The organism is Citrobacter sp. On2M, assembly GCF_018035235.1.
GTDB lineage: Bacteria > Pseudomonadota > Gammaproteobacteria > Enterobacterales > Enterobacteriaceae > Citrobacter > Citrobacter meridianamericanus.
The window spans coordinates 16,393-35,769 of sequence record NZ_WPCV01000009.1 but is presented as its reverse complement, the minus strand read 5'-3'; the positions used below and the strand labels follow the sequence as shown (position 1 = coordinate 35,769).

General features: G+C 53.2%; 18 protein-coding genes. 7 read left to right on the top strand and 11 right to left on the bottom strand.

Annotation, left to right across the window (positions count from 1 at the left end):
* Positions 1–20 precede the first annotated feature (20 nt).
* Positions 21–641, top strand: coding sequence for a threonine export protein RhtC (gene rhtC / locus On2M_RS23570; protein WP_210905528.1), 621 nt, complete (start codon positions 21–23; stop codon positions 639–641).
* Between the two features lie 44 nt (positions 642–685).
* Here the strand turns inward: rhtC and rhtB are convergent, their stop codons facing one another.
* Positions 686–1,306: a homoserine/homoserine lactone efflux protein gene (rhtB, locus tag On2M_RS23565; protein WP_003828938.1), complete on the bottom strand. Its 621-nt coding sequence runs from the start codon at positions 1,304–1,306 to the stop codon at positions 686–688.
* Between the two features lie 110 nt (positions 1,307–1,416).
* Between rhtB and pldB the strand changes: the two genes are divergently transcribed.
* The 3 genes from pldB (at position 1,417) to On2M_RS23550 (ending at position 4,224) form a co-directional block, all read left to right on the top strand.
* A complete protein-coding gene (pldB, locus tag On2M_RS23560; RefSeq protein WP_003017911.1) occupies positions 1,417–2,433 on the top strand; it encodes a lysophospholipase L2 in 1,017 nt (338 codons plus the stop codon).
* A gap of 15 nt (positions 2,434–2,448) precedes the next feature.
* Positions 2,449–3,249 carry a sugar/pyridoxal phosphate phosphatase YigL gene (gene yigL, locus On2M_RS23555; RefSeq protein WP_151217234.1) on the top strand — a complete coding sequence of 267 codons (801 nt, stop codon included), beginning with the start codon at positions 2,449–2,451 and terminating at the stop codon, positions 3,247–3,249.
* Positions 3,250–3,324: 75 nt separating this feature from the next.
* On the top strand, positions 3,325–4,224 hold the full coding sequence (locus On2M_RS23550) for a carboxylate/amino acid/amine transporter (protein WP_003844634.1): 900 nt from the start codon (positions 3,325–3,327) through the stop codon (positions 4,222–4,224).
* Here On2M_RS23550 and metR read toward each other — a convergent pair.
* A complete protein-coding gene (gene metR, locus On2M_RS23545) occupies positions 4,112–5,065 on the bottom strand; it encodes an HTH-type transcriptional regulator MetR (protein ID WP_003841224.1) in 954 nt (317 codons plus the stop codon). The two genes, On2M_RS23550 and metR, sit on opposite strands and share 113 nt — an antisense overlap.
* Positions 5,066–5,182: 117 nt before the next feature.
* Here metR and metE point away from each other — a divergent pair, with 117 nt between their 5' ends.
* Positions 5,183–7,444, top strand: coding sequence for a 5-methyltetrahydropteroyltriglutamate--homocysteine S-methyltransferase (gene metE / locus On2M_RS23540; protein WP_187260257.1), 2,262 nt, complete (start codon positions 5,183–5,185; stop codon positions 7,442–7,444).
* A gap of 37 nt (positions 7,445–7,481) precedes the next feature.
* On the opposite strand, the gene On2M_RS23535 is transcribed toward metE, so the two are convergent.
* From On2M_RS23535 to On2M_RS23495, 9 genes are all read right to left on the bottom strand, one after another.
* A complete protein-coding gene (locus On2M_RS23535) occupies positions 7,482–8,375 on the bottom strand; it encodes a LysR substrate-binding domain-containing protein (RefSeq protein WP_151217230.1) in 894 nt (297 codons plus the stop codon).
* A 77-nt stretch (positions 8,376–8,452) separates the two neighbouring features.
* Positions 8,453–9,676, bottom strand: coding sequence for a cytosine permease (locus On2M_RS23530; RefSeq protein WP_200110929.1), 1,224 nt, complete (start codon positions 9,674–9,676; stop codon positions 8,453–8,455).
* Between the two features lie 25 nt (positions 9,677–9,701).
* Positions 9,702–10,094: a glutamyl-tRNA amidotransferase gene (locus On2M_RS23525; protein WP_151216376.1), complete on the bottom strand. Its 393-nt coding sequence runs from the start codon at positions 10,092–10,094 to the stop codon at positions 9,702–9,704.
* Positions 10,095–10,109: 15 nt separating this feature from the next.
* Positions 10,110–11,069, bottom strand: a complete 960-nt coding sequence (gene arcC / locus On2M_RS23520; protein WP_210905527.1) for a carbamate kinase — start codon at positions 11,067–11,069, stop codon at positions 10,110–10,112.
* Complete coding sequence (locus On2M_RS23515; RefSeq protein WP_151225763.1) at positions 11,066–12,487, bottom strand: DUF1116 domain-containing protein; 1,422 nt, start codon at positions 12,485–12,487, stop codon at positions 11,066–11,068. The genes arcC and On2M_RS23515 overlap by 4 nt, the downstream gene beginning before the upstream one ends.
* Positions 12,484–14,043: an acyl-CoA synthetase FdrA gene (gene fdrA / locus On2M_RS23510; RefSeq protein WP_151216373.1), complete on the bottom strand. Its 1,560-nt coding sequence runs from the start codon at positions 14,041–14,043 to the stop codon at positions 12,484–12,486. The genes On2M_RS23515 and fdrA overlap by 4 nt, the downstream gene beginning before the upstream one ends.
* A gap of 90 nt (positions 14,044–14,133) precedes the next feature.
* A complete protein-coding gene (locus tag On2M_RS23505; RefSeq protein WP_210905526.1) occupies positions 14,134–14,994 on the bottom strand; it encodes a DUF2877 domain-containing protein in 861 nt (286 codons plus the stop codon).
* Between the two features lie 4 nt (positions 14,995–14,998).
* Positions 14,999–15,667: a cysteine hydrolase gene (locus On2M_RS23500; RefSeq protein ID WP_151216371.1), complete on the bottom strand. Its 669-nt coding sequence runs from the start codon at positions 15,665–15,667 to the stop codon at positions 14,999–15,001.
* Positions 15,668–15,947: 280 nt separating this feature from the next.
* Entirely contained in the window at positions 15,948–16,754 is an 807-nt protein-coding gene (locus On2M_RS23495) for a dienelactone hydrolase family protein (protein WP_151220038.1), read from the bottom strand.
* A 265-nt stretch (positions 16,755–17,019) separates the two neighbouring features.
* On the opposite strand from On2M_RS23495, the gene udp reads away from it, so the two are divergent.
* Both udp and rmuC read left to right on the top strand, forming a co-directional pair.
* A complete protein-coding gene (gene udp, locus On2M_RS23490; protein WP_057064426.1) occupies positions 17,020–17,781 on the top strand; it encodes a uridine phosphorylase in 762 nt (253 codons plus the stop codon).
* Between the two features lie 141 nt (positions 17,782–17,922).
* Positions 17,923–19,353 (top strand): DNA recombination protein RmuC, encoded by a 1,431-nt coding sequence (gene rmuC / locus On2M_RS23485; protein WP_151220037.1) that lies wholly within the window; start codon positions 17,923–17,925, stop codon positions 19,351–19,353.
* The last annotated feature ends 24 nt before the right edge of the window (positions 19,354–19,377 follow it).

The following is a 19,377-nucleotide window of genomic DNA, read 5'->3' as shown; positions in this document are numbered from 1 at the left end:
TCCCCCGCGAGTCATTTTTTATGTTAACGCTATTTTTCACCATTGCGTTGGTGCACATCGTTGCGCTGATGAGTCCCGGCCCCGATTTTTTCTTTGTCTCTCAAACGGCCGTTAGCCGTTCGCGCAAAGAAGCGATGATGGGCGTGCTGGGTATTACCTGTGGCGTCATGGTCTGGGCTGGCGTGGCGCTGCTCGGCCTGCATCTGATTATTGAAAAAATGGCCTGGCTACATACCATTATTATGGTCGGCGGGGGTCTGTATCTGTGCTGGATGGGGTATCAGATGCTGCGCGGTGCGTTTAAAAAACAGGACGTGGCTCCTTCCAATCCGCAGGTTGAGCTGGCGCAGAGCGGACGCAGCTTCTTGAAAGGTCTGCTGACCAATCTGGCGAATCCTAAAGCCATTATCTATTTTGGCTCTGTCTTCTCATTATTCGTTGGCGACAACGTGGGAACTGGCGCGCGTTGGGGAATTTTTGCCCTGATCATCGTGGAAACGTTGGCGTGGTTTACCGTGGTTGCCAGCCTGTTTGCGCTGCCGAAAATGCGTCGTGGCTATCAGCGCCTGGCGAAGTGGATTGACGGTTTTGCTGGCGCGCTGTTCGCGGGCTTCGGTATCCACCTGATCATTTCGCGCTGAGTTCGTTCCAGACCCGATAAGCGTTAGCGGGTCCGGTCCTGTAATCAGGCATGCCTTGCCGATGCCAGCAGGGCGCCTATCAGCATAAATAGCGAACCAAACACTTTGTTCAGCGCCTTCATTTGCTTTGGCCCTTTAATCCATCCTGCAATGCGTGTAGCCAGCGTCGCGTAACCGATCATCACAATGATATCGACCACGATGGTCGTAACGCCAAGCACCACATACTGCATCAGCTGCGGTTCCTGCGGCAGAATAAACTGCGGGAACAGAGCAGCAAGAAAAACAATGCTCTTGGGATTGGTCAGATTCACAAAGACCGCGCGTTTGAACAGGCGACTGCGCGATTGCGTATTTGCCATGGTGTTCAGATCGATAGCGCCCGCTGCCCGCCATTGTTGAATGCCCAGCCAAATCAGATAGGCTGCTCCCGCCCACTTCAGCACCTCAAACGCGATCACCGAACGAGAAAATAGCGTTCCCAGCCCCACGCCAACCAAAACGATATGAATGCCCAGCCCGGTCTGTAAACCCGCAATCGACGCGCTGGCACCGCGATAACCGTGACTGATGGCAGTGGTCATGGTGTTGATTGCGCCTGAACCTGGAGACAAGCTCAAAATAATAGAGGTCAGCAGGTAGGCGAACCACCATTCAAAGGTCATGAGAAACTCCCGAATTGTCTATTTTTATGCCACAATACGCTACTGTCGTTAGGTTGTGTCAGCGACGGTGAAAAAAACGATTTTACTTGGTCAGCGAGGCTGGATACCCGATGTTTCAGCAGCAAAAAGACTGGGAAACAAGAGAAAACGCGTTTGCTGCTTTTTCCATGGGGCCACTGACAGATTTCTGGCGTCAGCGGGAAGAAGCGGAATTTACGGGTGTGGATGATATCCCCGTACATTTTGTTCGTTTTCATGCAGAAAAAAACGATCGCGTCATCGTCGTCTGTCCTGGACGCATTGAAAGCTACGTGAAATACGCTGAACTGGCGTATGACCTGTTTCATTCTGGTTTTGACGTGCTCATTATCGACCACCGTGGCCAGGGGCGCTCCGGGCGCATGCTGTCGGATCCGCATCGCGGTCATGTCGATAACTTTAATGACTATGTCGACGATTTAACCGCCTTCTGGCAGCAGGAAGTGCTACCCGGTCCGTGGAGAAAGCGCTATATACTGGCGCATTCGATGGGCGGTGCGATTGCCACATTGTTCCTGCAGCGCCACCCGAATCAGTGTGATGCCATTGCGCTTTGCGCGCCGATGTTTGGTATTGTGATGCGCTTTCCCGACTGGATGGTGCGCCACATTCTGGACTGGGCTGAAGGGCATCCACGGATCCGCGAAGGCTATGCGATGGGCACCGGGCGCTGGCGGGCGCTACCCTTCGGCATGAATGCGTTAACTCATAGTCGACAGCGCTATCGGCGCAATCTACGTTTCTATGCTGATGAGCCGCGGCTACGTGTAGGCGGCCCGACCTACCATTGGGTACGTGAAGGTATTCTGGCAGGCGAACAGGTTCTGGCTGGTGCGGGAGATGACGCGACGCCGACCCTACTAATTCAGGCCGAAGAAGAGCGTGTGGTGGATAACCGCATGCACGATCGTTTTTGTGAACTCCGCGCCGCGGCGGGCCATCCTGTAGAAGGAGGTCAGCCGCTTGTTATAAAAGGCGCGTACCATGAGATCCTTTTTGAAAAGGACGCAATGCGCTCAGTCGCGCTTAACGCTATTGTCGAATTTTTCGACAAGCATAACTCATCCAGCGGAACCCGCTTTGCCTAGAGGTTTAATTTTCTTATGTATCAGGTTGTTGCGTCTGATTTAGACGGTACGCTGCTTTCCCCCGACCATACTTTGTCCCCTTATGCCAAAGAGACGCTGAAATTACTGACTGCTCGTGGCGTTAACTTCGTGTTTGCGACTGGCCGTCATCATGTTGATGTGGGACAAATTCGCGATAACCTCGGTATTAAAACCTACATGATCACCTCCAACGGTGCGCGGGTGCATGATTCTGATGGAAATCTGGTGTTTTCTCATAACCTGGATCGCGACATTGCCAGCGACCTGTTTGGCGTAGTGAATGCAAATCCGGACATCGTGACCAACGTTTATCGTGATGATGAGTGGTTTATGAACCGCCATCGCCCCGACGAAATGCGCTTTTTCAAAGAAGCGGTGTTTAACTATTCCCTGTTTGAACCTGCGCTACTGGAGCCGGAAGGCGTCAGCAAAGTTTTCTTCACCACCGATTCTCACGAAAGATTGCTGCCGCTGGAGCAGGCGATTAACGCCCGCTGGGGCGATCGCGTCAACGTTAGCTTCTCTACGCTTACCTGTCTGGAAGTCATGGCGGGCGGCGTATCGAAAGGTCATGCGCTGGAAGCGGTAGCGAAAGCGATGGGCTACAACCTGAAAGACTGTATCGCTTTTGGCGACGGGATGAACGACGCGGAAATGCTCTCCATGGCGGGCAAAGGCTGCATCATGGGCAACGCCCACCAGCGTCTGAAGGATCTGCATCCGGAACTGGAAGTCATCGGACTCAACGCCGACGATGCCGTGCCGCACTACCTGCGCGATCTCTTTTTAAAGTAATTGTTCTTTAGTTGACCAGTTGTCAACTAAACTCTCCGCTACAATGGATGTTCCCTGTTCTAAGAGACATCCATTGTGGCGCTACTCATCATTACCACTATTTTGTGGGCCTTTTCCTTCAGCCTGTTTGGCGAGTACCTTGCTGGTCATGTCGATAGCTATTTTGCAGTGCTGGTGCGCGTTGGACTCGCGGCGCTGGTGTTCCTGCCGTTTTTACGTACCCGTGGGCACAGCGTAAAAACAATCGCGCTGTATATGCTGGTGGGGGCCATGCAGCTTGGCATTATGTATATGCTGAGTTTTCACGCCTACCTGTATCTGACGGTTTCAGAGCTATTGCTTTTCACCGTGCTGACGCCGCTCTACATCACGCTGATTTATGACCTGATGAGCGGGCGGCGTCTGCGTTGGAGCTACGCTTTCAGTGCGTTACTGGCGGTGATTGGCGCGGGGATTATTCGTTACGATCAGGTAACCAGCCACTTCTGGACTGGCCTGCTGCTGGTGCAGCTTTCCAACATTAGTTTTGCCATCGGTATGGTGGGCTATAAGCGTCTGATGGAAACCCGCCCAATGCCACAGCATAACGCTTTTGCCTGGTTTTACATGGGGGCCTTTATGGTGGCTGTCGTGGCCTGGTTCATGCTGGGCAATGCGCAGAAAATGCCTACCACTACGCTACAGTGGGGTATCCTGGTATTTCTTGGCGTGGCGGCGTCCGGCATTGGTTACTTTATGTGGAACTACGGTGCGACCCAAGTGGATGCAGGTACGTTGGGCATCATGAACAATATGCATGTGCCAGCCGGGCTGTTGGTCAACCTGGCTATCTGGCATCAACAGCCTCACTGGCCAAGCTTCATCATTGGCGCGGCTGTGATAGTGGCCTCACTGTGGGTACATCGAAAGTGGGTCGTTCCGCACTCCGCACAAACGGCAGATGATCGCAGGCGTGATTCCGCGCTGAGCGAATAAACGCTTCCGTGACCGGCTGCCGCTGCTCGCCATCACGCACGGCGGCGTACAGTCGGCTCCACAATCCATCGCCCAGGGTTTTGGTCACCACCAGGCCCTGGCGTTCAAAACTCTCCACCACCCAGTGTGGTAACGCGGCGATACCCATTCTGGCGGCAACCATTTGAATCAGCAGCAGGGTGTTATCCACGCTCTTCAGCGACGGGCTCACGCCCGCGGGCTGTAAGAAATGCCGCCAGACATCCAGTCTACTCCGTTGCACCGGGTAAATAAGCAGCGTCTCGCTGGCTAAATCTTCCGGTGTGATTTGCGTTTTGCTGGCTAACGGATGATCCGGCGCCAGTACCAGGCGGACTTCAAAATCGAACATCGGTGAGTAGTGCAGTCCACTGCGCGGCAGAATGTCGGAAGTTAATACCAGATCCAGCTCATCTTGCTGTAGCGCCGGTTGCGGATCAAACGTTACACCGGATTTAAAGTCCATCTCCACCTGCGGCCAGTTGGCACGAAAATTCTCCAGCGCGGGCGTCAGCCACTGGATACAGCTGTGGCATTCAATGGCGATTCGCAGCCGGGTTTGCTGCGGTTCGTTGCAGGCCTGCAGTGCCCGGCCAATTTGCGGCAACACCTGATTTGCCAGCTGCAGCAAAATTTCGCCCTGCGGCGTAAAGCGCAGCGGCTGGCTTTTACGGATAAAGAGTCGAAAGCCAAGGCGCTGCTCCAGATCGCTGAACTGGTGAGAAAGGGCGGATTGGGTCTGATGCAACGTCGCTGCGGCGGCTGCCAGCGAACCACTATTCCGCAACGCCTGGAGCGTTTTCAGGTGTTTAATCTCGATCATGAAAGTCCTTCACTTCGGCATGAACAAATTGCGCTTGAGGAATATACAGTACTTGCGAAATATAGCGGTGTAAACATCTGGATGGCTAAAACCTGCAAATTAAATAAGAGGCATATAATGACAATACTTAATCACACCCTCGGTTTCCCTCGTGTTGGCCTTCGTCGCGAGTTGAAGAAAGCGCAAGAAAGTTACTGGGCGGGAAATTCCTCCCGTGAAGAATTGCTGGCCGTTGGCCGCGAGCTGCGTGCCCGCCATTGGGATCAGCAGAAGCTGGCGGGTGTTGACCTGCTGCCGGTAGGTGATTTTGCCTGGTACGACCATGTTCTGACCACCAGCCTGCTGCTCGGCAACGTTCCGGCTCGTCATCAGAACAAAGACGGTTCGGTTGATATTGATACCTTATTCCGCATTGGCCGTGGCCGCGCACCGACCGGTGAGCCAGCGGCGGCGGCAGAAATGACTAAATGGTTTAACACCAACTATCACTACATGGTACCGGAGTTCACCAAAGGTCAGCAGTTCAAACTGACCTGGACGCAACTGCTGGATGAAGTAGACGAAGCGCTGGCGCTTGGCCATAAGGTGAAACCTGTGCTGCTGGGGCCGGTAACTTACCTGTGGCTGGGGAAAGTGAAGGGCGAACAGTTTGATCGCCTGAGTCTGTTGAACGATATTCTGCCGGTTTACCAGCAGGTGCTGGCGGAGCTGGCAAAACGGGGTATTGAGTGGGTGCAAATCGATGAACCGGCTCTGGTGCTGGAGTTGCCGCAAGCGTGGCTGGATGCCTTTAAACCGGCTTATGACGCCCTGCAAGGCCAGGTGAAGCTGCTGCTGACCACCTATTTTGAAGGCGTCACGCCGAATCTGGATACCATTACCGCGCTGCCGGTACAGGGGCTGCACGTTGACTTCGTGCATGGTAAAGATGATGTCGCCGAGCTGCACAAGCGTCTGCCTGCCGACTGGTTGCTGTCAGCGGGTCTGGTGAATGGGCGCAACGTATGGCGCGCCGATCTCAGTGAGAAATATGCGCAAATTAAAGATATCGTCGGAAAACGTAATCTGTGGGTGGCCTCTTCCTGCTCACTGCTGCATAGCCCCATCGATCTCAGTGTGGAAACCCGCCTTGATGCGGAAGTGAAGAGCTGGTTTGCTTTCGCCCTGCAAAAATGCGGCGAACTGGCGCTGCTGCGCGATGCGCTAAACAGTGGTGATACGGCGGCAATTGTGGCGTGGAGCGCACCGATTCAGGCTCGTCGTCACTCTACCCGCGTCCACAACGCTGCAGTGGAAAAACGTCTGGCGGCGATCACCGCCCAGGACAGCCAGCGCGCCAACGCTTACCCGGTTCGCGCCGAGGCACAGCGTGCCCGTTTTAATCTGCCGGCATGGCCGACCACGACTATTGGCTCATTCCCGCAAACCACGGAAATTCGCGGCCTGCGTCTGGACTTCAAAAAAGGCAACCTGGATGCCGGTAACTATCGCACAGGGATCGCGGAACATATCAAACAGGCGATCGCCGAACAGGAGCGCCTGGGTCTCGACGTGCTGGTACACGGTGAAGCAGAACGTAACGACATGGTGGAATACTTTGGTGAGCATCTGGACGGGTTTGTCTTTACCCAGAACGGTTGGGTGCAGAGCTATGGCTCCCGTTGCGTGAAGCCGCCGGTGGTGATTGGCGACGTCAGCCGCCCGGAAGCGATCACCGTGGAGTGGGCGAAGTATGCCCAGTCGCTGACCGACAAACCGGTAAAAGGTATGCTGACCGGTCCGGTGACCATTCTCTGTTGGTCATTCCCGCGTGAAGACGTGACGCGTGAAACCATCGCGAAGCAGATTGCGCTAGCATTGCGTGATGAAGTCGCGGATCTGGAAGCGGCGGGGATTGGTATTATTCAGATTGACGAACCGGCACTGCGTGAAGGTTTACCGCTGCGTCGCAGCGACTGGGCGGCGTATCTGGAGTGGGGCGTGGAAGCCTTCCGCATTAACGCGGCAGTGGCGAAGGATGAAACCCAGATCCACACCCACATGTGTTACTGCGAGTTCAACGACATCATGGATTCCATTGCGGCGCTGGACGCGGACGTGATCACTATTGAGACTTCACGTTCTGATATGGAGCTGCTGGAATCGTTTGAAGAGTTCGACTATCCGAACGAAATCGGGCCGGGCGTCTACGACATTCACTCGCCGAACGTCCCGAGCGTGGAGTGGATTGAAGCCCTGCTGAAGAAAGCCGAGCAGCGTATTCCGGCAGAGCGTCTGTGGGTGAACCCGGACTGCGGCCTGAAAACGCGCGGCTGGCCGGAAACCCGTGCTGCGCTGGCCAACATGGTTAAAGCGGCGCAGAATCTGCGTCAGGCTTAACCTCTACAGCGGAGGCAAAAGCCTCCGCTCTTCCCTGTTAACTGGCATAAAGCGCCGGTTTCTTTAAATAGTCGATGCACCACTGGCACACTTTCCCCATTCCATCCGAACGGGCTGCCAGGAATAATTTTGTCGCATGTTTATGCTCGCGCATCGGTTTTTTCAACAGTTTGCCACTATTTAACAGCGGGAGCGCTAAATGGTGCGGGATATAGCCAATACCGACATTTTGTTCGATAAGTGCAATGGCGGTAGCAAAGTCTGGTACGAACAGCGGTTTTTGTCCCTCCAGTAACCATGCTTGTAACGGCGTAAAATTTACGGATGTATCACGAATACACACTGCGGTGTACTGGCGAAGTTCTGCGTTTTCCAGCGGATGGCGCTCACTGGCGAGCGGATGTCGCGGGCTGACGACAAAATCCCATTCAAGCTGGCCAATAGGTTCACTGACAATACCTTCAGTACTGGGGACGGCATGTGGCGCGCCAATCACCAGATCGGCACGTCTGCTGTAGAGCGCGTCCCAACAACCGTTGTATACCTCAAGGCAGACCGTCAGAGTTGTCGAGGAAAATTGTCGTTCGAAATCGTGGATAAACGCCACCAACAAAGGGGCGGGAATAATATTGTTCACCGCAATTGTTAATTCGCGCTCGACGCCATCATGGATCAGAGCGGTGTTACGCTTAAGCGCCTCCATATCACCGAGAATGGTCTTGCTATGTTCAATAAAATAGCGGCCAGCAGGTGTGATTTCGATATATCGACCTTTGCGAGTAAACAGCGCTACCCCCAGGCTTTCTTCCGCTTTTTTAATGGTGTAACTGATGGCTGAAGGCACCTTATTTAATTGTTCTGCGGCGATGCTGATGCTCTGATGCCTGGCGACCAGATGAATAACACGAAGGGTTTCGTCAGAGATGAACATAAGGTTTCCTGGTTGGCAGAGATCGGCTAAACCGATCCCGGTTCAGCCGTAATGTTAATGCCAATTATACCCAGGAACTAATGATGTTGGCCCAGTCGACTTAACAGTATATAAGCGATACAAGCTACAACAATCGAATCCACCGAAGGAATACTGGTTAGAGTGAAGAGGCCTTTTACCGTCATAAAACCTACAGCGGCGCCAAGGATCCATGCAACAAACGTCAGTACCTTAATCTGTGGCTCTTGCGTCAGCACCAATTCCTGATAACCATTTCGGCGATAGAGGAAAAAGTCGGCAATATAAATACCTGCTACAGGCGGCGTCGCGATACCGAGGAACAGTAGGAAGGGAATGAACCACGCCATAATATCCAGACTTCCGACTATCGCAGAGAGTACACCCAGGGCGATAGTAATTTGCCATTTAGGGAACCGGGTTAACAGTGTTGAAACCACTAACGTACCCTGAAACATATTTCCGGCATTCCCTGTTACACAGGCAAAGATCAGCAGCAGCGCGCCTGGCAATACGGCGCCAAATATTGTCATGGCTCCCAGCAGAGAACCCTGACCGCTGAGGGCGCTGGGCGTTGCGCCAGCCCAGTAAAGTAGCGGATAGGCAATCAGGAACGTCACAGCCGCAGAGATGAGAGCATGTTTGCGATTATGCACAAAGCTGCCGAAATCAGGTAGCGTAGCGACAAGCACGATAATGGTGCCGACGACGGTCGAGACAGCGACACCTGTATTCATGCTGACAACTTCCGCTGGCGCGGTGACTTCGCTGTGTGTCGCAATATAGAGGATATAGCACAGTACTAAGGCGATGATCGGCACCGCGACCTGTGCGACTTTACCCAATACGGCAAAGCCAAATGCCGTAGATGCGACGAATACCACGCAACCCGCTATCACCAGCAGAGGGACAGGAAGCGTTATGCCGTGCTGTAACAGTAAGTCATGGACAGAGTGACCAAACATATTTGCAGTCACGGCAATCCAGCCAAAAAGACTGATTGCCATCAGGATATTGATAGCAATGGCCCCTTTTTCACCGAAAGCGTACTTAACAATACCGTATGTCGGCAGACGGGCTTTTTCGCCAACGCTGATCGTGATGGCGGCAAGGATGGTAAGGATTAACCCACCCAACAGCACTACAGTAACCAGACTGCTACTGGAGAGTTGGTTGCCAAGACTTGAGGACGACAGCAAAACCGGTGTTACTGCGATCCCCAACAGAATCATGGCAATTCTCAAGCCTGATGCAGTATTCATACTCTCTTCTGTTTTACGCATATCCTGTTCCCTCTGTTAATGCGCATTACACGGTATGAAAATGACCGGTGTATTTGCGCCAGCTTCCTAATTCGGTAATTTCCCGTTGCCCTTCTGTCAGCCAGTTTTCCGCCAGTACACCCAAAACTTCACTGCCATCTTCGAGTTTGACTTTGCCGATTGCCAGTCCGGCTGGCTCACTCATCAGCAGTTCAGCAAAACTGGCCAGTGGTAATTGCCAAATTTCCAGAGCCACGTGAGTACCACCTTGGGCAACGCGGATCATCCCCGGATGTTGGTCGTTAATGCTCCACAAACGGTAGTGCGCATCAGTGCGGTCTTCGCGGATAAAGACACCGCCTGCTTTTTGCATATTTTTATTGAGTTCCAGGCCGCGCATCAGGGTTCCGTTGACGGCCAGTAGGGTTGTTGTAGTCATCTTATTCTCCTAAAGCTAAAGGGTTATCCATGTGCCGTTTTGATGGTCCAGTGCAGATTTGATCGCCTGCGGGCTGGTGATCAGACCGCTGGCGTTCTTGCCCTGTTGTCGGCTGGCATTCATGAAATCGAGAATTGCTTCGACTTTGGGCTGCATGCTGCCGACGCCAAACTGACCTTCTTGCAGGAGCTGTTCGGCTTGCGCGATGCTGAGCGTTTCCAGCCATTGCTGCTGTGGTGTGCCGAAGTTAATCGCCACTTTTTCCACGCCAGTCGGGATAACCAGCAAGTCCGCTCCCAGTTGGCTGGCAAGCAGCGCGGAAGCGAGATCTTTATCTATCACCGCCTCAACCCCCTGCAACTGGTGATGCGCATCGCGTATGACAGGGATCCCGCCACCGCCGCAGGCGATAACGATATAGCCCTGCCGCACTAACTGCGCGATAGTGTCTCGTTCAATGATTTCCAGAGGCCTTGGCGACGGTACGGTACGTCGCCAGCCTCGTCCGGCATCCTCCATCATCGTCCAGCCAAGCTGTTGCTGGCGTTCACGTGCAGTGTGTTCGTCCAGAAATGCACCGATGGGTTTACTTGGGTTAGCAAAAGCGTCGTCGTGCTGGCTGACCCGTGTTTGCGTGATGAGTGCCACAACCGGCTTATGGAGGCTGCGGCGCGCAAGTTCGTTATGCAGCGCTTTCTGAAACATATAGCCGATCGCGCCCTGAGTATCGCCGACCGCATAATCCAGCGGGACCGGCGAGACTTCACTGCTAGCTAACTCGGATCGACGTAAAATAAAGCCCACTTGTGGGCCATTGCCATGAGTCAGTACCAGGTCCCATCCAGCTTCGACCATATCAGTAATGTGCTTCACGCTTTCCATGACGGCCTCGTACTGATCGGAGATACTATTACGCCGATCGTCCTGAATCAGCGCGTTGCCGCCAACGGCAACGACAGCCAGAGGTTTATTCACGGTTTTTCTCCTTGTGCGACGATCCGCGCCAGCGCGGCAATGGCATCAACAAAACAGCGCATTGGCGCGGTCGTGATCCCTGCGCCAATCTGACCGACACCTGCCTGTTTATGGGCGATCCCCGTATTGATGACCGGTAAAATCCCCCTGTCGGCCACCTTACGTGCATCGATTCCCGCCGCCGTCGGAGCAAAATTGAGTGCTGGCAGAGTAAATGCCGGATTGCCGCCCAGGGTGATTGCCTGCATGCGTCTGCTGTTGTTGGTGGCATCTGCAGGTGTTCCGCCAACAAATTTCACAATTGCTGGGGAAGAAGCCATGGCAAAACCACCCACGCCCGCGGTTTCGGTAATAGCGCTGTCGCCAAGATCGGCGGCGGCATCGTCTACTCCATAGCCGGGGAAAAATAACCCTTCAACCGCATTGGCCGGAGCCTGGAACCACTGGTCGCCTGTACCCGAAAGACGAATACCAAAATTCACGCCGTTGCGGGCCATAACGGTAACCATGGAACTGAAAGGAACATTGGTTGCCGCGTCCATCATTGCTTTGCAGGCCGCCATCGAGAGATTAAGAAAGAAGTGATCATTGCTGGTAATGAAGGTGACCGTTCGCTGCAACTGCTCCGCAGGTAAATTACTGGACAACAGCGCAGGCAGTAGGCGTTTGATGAGCAGGCCGGTCGCGGCGGCGTTACGGTTGTGAACCTCGTCACCCATATGCAGCGCCTGGGCCATGAGTGGTTTTAGCTCCAGTTCGCCAAGACGAATGACAGCCGCTTTCAGTGCCGGTGCCAGCTCGTCACGCATCCAGTACAAGCGATTGAGTACCTCATCGTTGTTCGCTCCGAAGCGTAAAACCTTACCCAGCCCTTCATTAAAATTGCTGAACGTACGCTGACCGTTAGTCTTGTTCTCGATGACCCACAGCGGCATCGACGGACTGATAATTCCCGCCATTGGTCCAACAGCGTGATAATGGTGGCACGGTTCAAGTTCGATATCTCCCGCCAGAATCTGGCACTCCGCCTCTTCATGGCTGGTGGCCCACCCTTCAAAGAGCATTGCGCCGATGATTGCGCCTTTTACCGGCCCACACATGTTTTCCCAGCTAATGGGGGGGCCGGAGTGAAGAATACGTTTACTTTTAGCCATTTCTGGAATTGCTTCATGAGCCTGCATAACATCGACCAGTACCGGTTGGGCGCTGAGATAGCGCTCCATGGCGATTTTATTCGCCTGTTCAACCAGCGGATGGTGTATTAAAGAGGCCAGCTCCAGTCCGGCATTCACATCTCCCTGTGCGGGCGGCTGCCAGCTCAACGCTATTGCTTCACCGCCGACTTTCTGAATATTGTTGGCGAAACTCTGTAATCCGGCGTTTACCACTTTCAGCGGCTGATTAAACAAGGTATTCATGCAATTACTTCCTTCTTCTCAATCTGAATCTGCGCCACGATGCTGGCCCATTGCGCAGCCTGGGCATTACAGTCAGCGATAATGACGCCAGCATCACGCAAAGCGCTGACCTGGCGACTTCTTTGCTGGGGATCGCTTTCGGTACCGCAAACGTGAGCAATCATCAGTGGTGCCTGCTGTTGATCAATCTGTGTGAGTTGTTCGAGTAATTCAGCAGCAGGTGCTTCAGACGCACCGTATCCCAACACCAAATCGAACAGAACGACGGCGGTCTGCGGATCGTTAAGTTCAGCGAGCAGACGTTGATTGCGTAATGTCGGGTCGATCATGGGATGTGGCTTACCTCGGGTAAAATCGTCATCACCCATATCTATCAGCGTGTGGTTATGGCTTTGCCAGATATTGGCAAGCGTTTGGTTACCCGACACCGGCGTGTTTGATGCGGCGGTAAAACCGTTTTGCTGACAGATGAGCTGCGCTTCGTAGCAGAATGTTCCTCCTGCAAAAACACCGCGGATAGCCTGACGAGTTGGAGCCAAACGCTGGCAGGCTTGTTGCAGTGCAGTAAGGTCTGACGGTGAAGGCTGATAGCGAGTTTCCGTTAGTGGGCGTTTGTTTAGCAACGCGACGGCAAGGTCTGCTGCGCCAGCAAGGGTTGTCGCTGCGGTTACGTTTGGTCGCGTAACGGTTTGTGGGTCGGCTCCCAGGAAATTGACGACGACCGGCTTGCCGGCAGACTGCGCCAGTTGCAGAATACGTTCAGCTACCACTGATGACGGTGGTTTGGAAATCAATACGATGACGTGGGTGTCGTCATCATCCATGAGTGCTTGCAGCCCAAACAGCATCGAAATCCCGCCGATGTCTTCGCTCAGATCGTGGCCGCCAGTACCGAGCGCCTGAGAGATACCTGCACCCAGTTGGTCAATACGACAGGTGACTTCCTGTAATCCCGTGCCGGAGGCTCCCACCACGCCGATATGACCGCGGTTTACTACATTCGCGAAACCCAATGGAATGCCGTTAATAATGGCGGTTCCGCAATCGGGCCCCATGACGATACGGTTACGATCACGAGCGAGGTTTTTTATCGCTTTTTCTTGCTCAATGCTGACGTTATCGCTGAACATCATCACATTCAGACCAAGATTCAGCGCTTTAATGGCTTCCGCCGCGGCGTAGTCACCAGGGACCGAAATCAGCGCCAGATTGGCATCAGGCACTTTCTCCAGCGCCATTTCTATACTCACTATATCCGGTGTTTTTACACCCTCGTCACCTTCATCTTCCGGTTTACTGGTCAGGCGTTGTTCTGCGATATCCAGCGCTTCGGCGCAGATATCCTCCTCTCCCATTACCGCTATGACCAGGTCGTTTGGCCCTGCTTTGACGTTGTCGCCAAGCCCGGCGTGACTAAGCTGCTCAAGATTTGTTGATGTTCCCATCACCACGGAAGCCTGCTGAATGCCTGGTAACGCGCTGATTTGCGCCGAAATCTGCATCAGGGATACGGAATCCTGATAGAGGTTTCTGAAAATTTTATTCTTTACTTTCATTGTGTTATGTCCGTCGTTTATCACCCGATAACAGATGTCGGGTACAGCGATTCCGCGTAGCGATCTGCGCTACGAGAGCATTTCATTTATTCAATGGTGTGCGTACAGCGTTCTCATGCCGTGAAGCAAACCGGCCAGGCAGTCGACGCCCGATGTCGCCCCAAATTGCATGACCTGTTCTGCACAGGCGATAATCGTTGTTGTAGGCGCGTCAGCATTAAGCTGTTTGAGCAACTCGCAAATCGGTTGCGAAAAATGACCTTGTAGCGCGCCGTGTAAATAATGCTGGCTGATGTCAGTTGTGTACGGTAGTTGCCGTTCAATAGCCTGTTGCAATCTGGTGTAGTGAGCCTCAAGACCGGGACAGAGTTTCCACTGCCAAAGCGCCGCCAGATAACCCAGTAGATAGTCATCGCCATCCGGCGTTAGCCCTTTGCCGTAACCGATTAACCGGGGGACCTGTTCTTCAAGTTGCTCCGGCGACTCTTGTGGCCTTAACCCCCGTTGGCGAATATTTCCCTGCCATTGCAGTGCGCTTTCTACCTCATGTTCCAGGCAAAACAGCAGCAGTTGAGAATCCAGCGTCCTGTAGTGCCGTTGGGGCCACAAACAGGTTTTCGGATCCAGCGATTCACATCGGAGTTGGGGCTGCCATACTGCGGCTGCGTTCAGGTCCACACGAAAACGCTGGGCTATTAATACGCCATCGGCTAACCGAATTGTCCCGGTTCCTGTGATCTCCCGCCGCCAGTCCCACCATTCTGGCAGCATGATCCGTGCCGCATCCGCCAGGTTTTGATACTTCTCTGCACACAGCAGCGTGAGGTGCCGTCCTTCTTCTGAGCGCAGATTCAGAGCATGCTGAAATGCACTGTGAACCCGCAGAATGTGTCGTCCTTTCACCGGAAAGAGATACCCTAGCGAAAGCGCAGAAAGTGCCGCCGGCGTCATGACGTTAGCCTTTCAACCCTGCGATAATGGCATCAGCGTGACTGACCCAACCAAAAATCGCGCCCTGGGCTTTGATCATCTCCAGCGCATATTTCTGGAACTCTGGAAAGTAGGAACCCACACAATCTTCAGGAATGATGCATTCATAGCCCCGATCGTTGGCTTCTCGTACCGTCGTCGTCACGCATACTTCAGTCGTGACGCCGCAGACAATTAACGTTTTGATCCCGTGATTTTGTAAAATCAGATGTAAATCAGTCTGGTAGAACGCACCTTTACCTGGTTTGTCGATAACCGGTTCACCCGAGACCGGGTACAGTTCAGGGATAATGTCGTGACCGGCTTCGCCCCGAACCAAAATGCGTCCCATAGGGCCTGTTTCGCCAATGAAAGTTTTACCGCCGCGGGTGAGTTTCGCCGCCGGGCAATCGCTAAGATCGGCGCGGTGCCCTTCGCGAGTATGAATCACAAGTAAGCCTTTATCGCGCGCAGCCGCTAATACCTTTTTACATGGCTCAATTGCGCTTCGAACCAACGAGACATCGTTACCTAATGCTTCACCAAAACCACCTGCCTCAACAAAGTCACGTTGCATATCGATCATCACCAGTGCGGTGGTATGCGGATCAAAAGGCAGAGCAAAAGGTTGGGCCTGGAAAGTCTGTTGCGTCATGATCAATCTCCTGTTCACAGAATAAGCAATTCGCTGGGTCTGTTACTGAGTATTCAGGAGAATAGCGATGTTAAACAGAAAAATAGTTTGGCGCTAAGCAACGAAAATTTTGCATTTGATGGGGGAGGAGTACGTCAAATGTGAAGGCGATCATAGCGCCTTCTTTAACAGCAAAAAAATTGATGCAGCGAGACTGTATAATTAAAAAAATTGTCGCAAGAATGTGACGCAATACACTTATTTTTTCTGAGGGATACCCTGGCCGAAGCCAGGGTTGTCCTTATTTTTTACTGCCGTACTGGGTAAACCACTCCAGCATTCTCTGCCAGCCATCCTTAGCGGACTCTTCGTGATAGCTCGGGCGATAATCGGCGTTAAACGCATGTCCGGCATCGGGATAGACCACGATTTCCGCTTTAGCATTGGCGGCGCGTAGCGCCTGACGCATTGTTTCAACGGTATCTTGTGGAATACTGGTGTCCTGGCCGCCATAAAGCCCCAGAACGGGAGCGTTAAGATCGGTCGCGATATCAACGGGATGCTTCGGCGAGTTGAGGGTTTTATCGCCCACCAGTTTGCCGTACCACGCCACCGCCGCTTTTAACTGTGGATTATGTGCGGCATACAGCCAGGTAATGCGCCCGCCCCAGCAGAATCCGGTAATCATCAGTTGATGCGCATCACCTCCGTTGCGGGAGGCCCAGCTGGCGACGTGATCCAAATCGGCCAGTACCTGAGAGTCAGGTACTTTGGCGACAAGGCCGCTGAGCAGCGTGGGAATGTCGGCAAAGTCATTGGGATCGCCTTCGCGAAAATAGAGCTCTGGAGCGATAGCCAGATACCCTTCCAGAGCCAGACGGCGGCAAACGTCACGAATGTGTTCATGAATGCCAAAAATCTCCTGCACGACAATAACCACGGGCAGCGGGCCATCGGTTTGCTTTGGTCGTGCGTGATACGCTGGCATATCATCGCCTTGTGAAGGTATGGATGTTACTCCGGCGATAATTGCGTTATCTGGAGTGTGAACCGTGGTAGACGTTGGTGGAGATACAGCAGGTGCAAAGCCAGATTGTCGTGTTGTCATGGTATTCTCCGTACCCTTAAATATTCAGCCAAAAAGCGCATTGTTAACTATAGACACATGCAACGAACCACATTGCCTTAAACGGGCTATCTTTTGTGCAGGGGTTCCTTACATCGCATCATTTATGTGATTCAAGTCACTATTTGATGGTAATTGAATGCAATTGATTTACATCATAGTGATTACTGTCACGAAAATATGTTCATGCCTTCGGTAAAGTGTGTTTTTGCTTCTTCTGACAAAACCGATTCACAGAGGAGTTTTTATGTCTAAGTCTGATGTTTTTCATCTCGGCCTCACTAAGAGCGATTTACAAGGGGCTACGCTTGCTATCGTCCCTGGCGACCCGGAGCGTGTGGAAAAGATCGCCGCGCTGATGGATAAGCCGGTTAAGCTGGCATCTCATCGCGAGTTCACTACCTGGCGTGCTGAGCTGGATGGTAAAGCCGTGATCGTTTGCTCTACCGGTATCGGTGGCCCGTCAACCTCTATTGCCGTAGAAGAACTGGCACAGCTGGGCATTCGTACCTTCCTGCGTATCGGTACGACTGGCGCTATCCAGCCACATATCAACGTGGGTGATGTCCTGGTCACCACGGCGTCTGTCCGTCTGGATGGAGCAAGCCTGCACTTCGCGCCCATGGAGTTCCCGGCTGTTGCGGACTTCGAGTGCACCACCGCGCTGGTGGAAGCGGCGAAATCAATCGGCGCCACCACCCACATTGGCGTTACTGCGTCTTCTGATACCTTCTACCCGGGCCAGGAGCGTTATGACACCTTCTCTGGTCGCGTAGTGAGCCGTTTTAAAGGCTCTATGGAAGAGTGGCAGTCTATGGGCGTCATGAACTACGAAATGGAATCCGCCACGCTGCTGACCATGTGCGCTAGCCAGGGTCTGCGTGCCGGTATGGTTGCGGGTGTTATCGTGAACCGTACTCAGCAAGAGATCCCTAATGCGGAAACGATGAAACAAACAGAAAGCCACGCGGTGAAAATCGTGGTGGAAGCTGCGCGTCGTTTACTGTAATTCTCCCGTCTATTCAAAAAGGCCGACGCGTTCGGCCTTTTTATTTTGCGTAGTGCCTCGCAGGAAATTCCTTTTAAACTGGACGTTTATACAGCACAATTCTATTTTGTGCCGGTAAGTCGTAGCTGTAAGGGGGGCGTTGTGGATATTTCAATTGTGATGAGTGCCGTGCTGGCATTAGCCGCAGGACTGCTGGTCGGGTGGCTGGCAACAAAAGCGCACGCCGACAGGATCCGTGCCGATCTCATCGAAGAACGACGTGAACTGGATATCGCGCTAAGCGCCGCCCGGCAACAACTCTCACAGGAAGCCCACTGGCGTGATGAGTGCGAACTGCTTAATAACGAATTGCGCAGCCTGCACAGTATCAACACCTCTCTGGAAGCCGATCTCCGTGAAGTCACTACCCGGCTGGAAGCAACGCAACAGCATGCGGAAGATAAGATCCGTCAGATGATCAACAGCGAACAGCGCCTGAGCGAGCAGTTTGAAAATCTGGCGAACCGTATTTTCGAGCACAGCAATCGCCGCGTAGATGAGCAAAATCGCCAAAGCCTGAACAGCCTGCTGGCACCGCTTCGCGAACAACTGGACGGTTTTCGACGCCAGGTTCAGGACAGCTTTGGCAAAGAGGCGCAGGAACGCCATACTCTGGCGCACGAAATTCGTAATCTCCAACAACTGAATGCGCAGATGGCACAGGAAGCGGTAAACCTGACGCGGGCATTAAAAGGTGATAACAAAACGCAGGGGAACTGGGGCGAGGTCGTACTCACGCGGGTGCTTGAGGCTTCCGGTCTGCGCGAAGGCTATGAATACGAAACCCAGGTCAGCATCGAAAACGACGCCCGTTCACGGATGCAGCCAGATGTTATTGTTCGATTACCGCAGGGCAAAGATGTGGTGATTGATGCGAAAATGACGCTGGTCGCCTATGAACGCTATTTTAACGCTGAAGATGAATTCACCCGCGAGAGCGCGCTACAGGAGCACATCGCCTCGGTGCGAAACCACATTCGTCTGTTGGGCCGCAAAGACTATCAGCAGCTTCCTGGATTACGTACGCTTGACTATGTGCTGATGTTTATCCCCGTTGAGCCAGCTTTTTTACTGGCGCTCGACAGGCAGCCCGAACTGATTACCGAAGCGCTTAGAAATAACATTATGCTGGTCAGTCCCACCACGCTGTTGGTGGCATTGCGTACGATTGCCAATCTGTGGCGCTACGAGCATCAGAGCCGTAATGCGCAACAAATTGCCGATCGGGCCAGCAAACTTTATGACAAGATGCGGTTGTTTGTGGATGATATGTCGGCAATTGGTCAAAGCCTGGATAAAGCCCAGGACAACTACCGACAGGCGATGAAAAAACTCTCTTCAGGCCGTGGAAACGTCCTGTCGCAGGCCGAAGCGTTTCGCAGTTTAGGAGTGGAAATTAAGCGCGAGATTAATCCTGAGCTGGCTGAACAAGCCACTACGCAGGATGAAGAGTACCGCTTGCGCTCGGTCCCTGAAACGCAACAAGATGAGCCTTACTCCGATGATGAAGCGGTAAATCAGCAATCAAGCTAGTCCATTTGGGGTAGTTGAACCCGG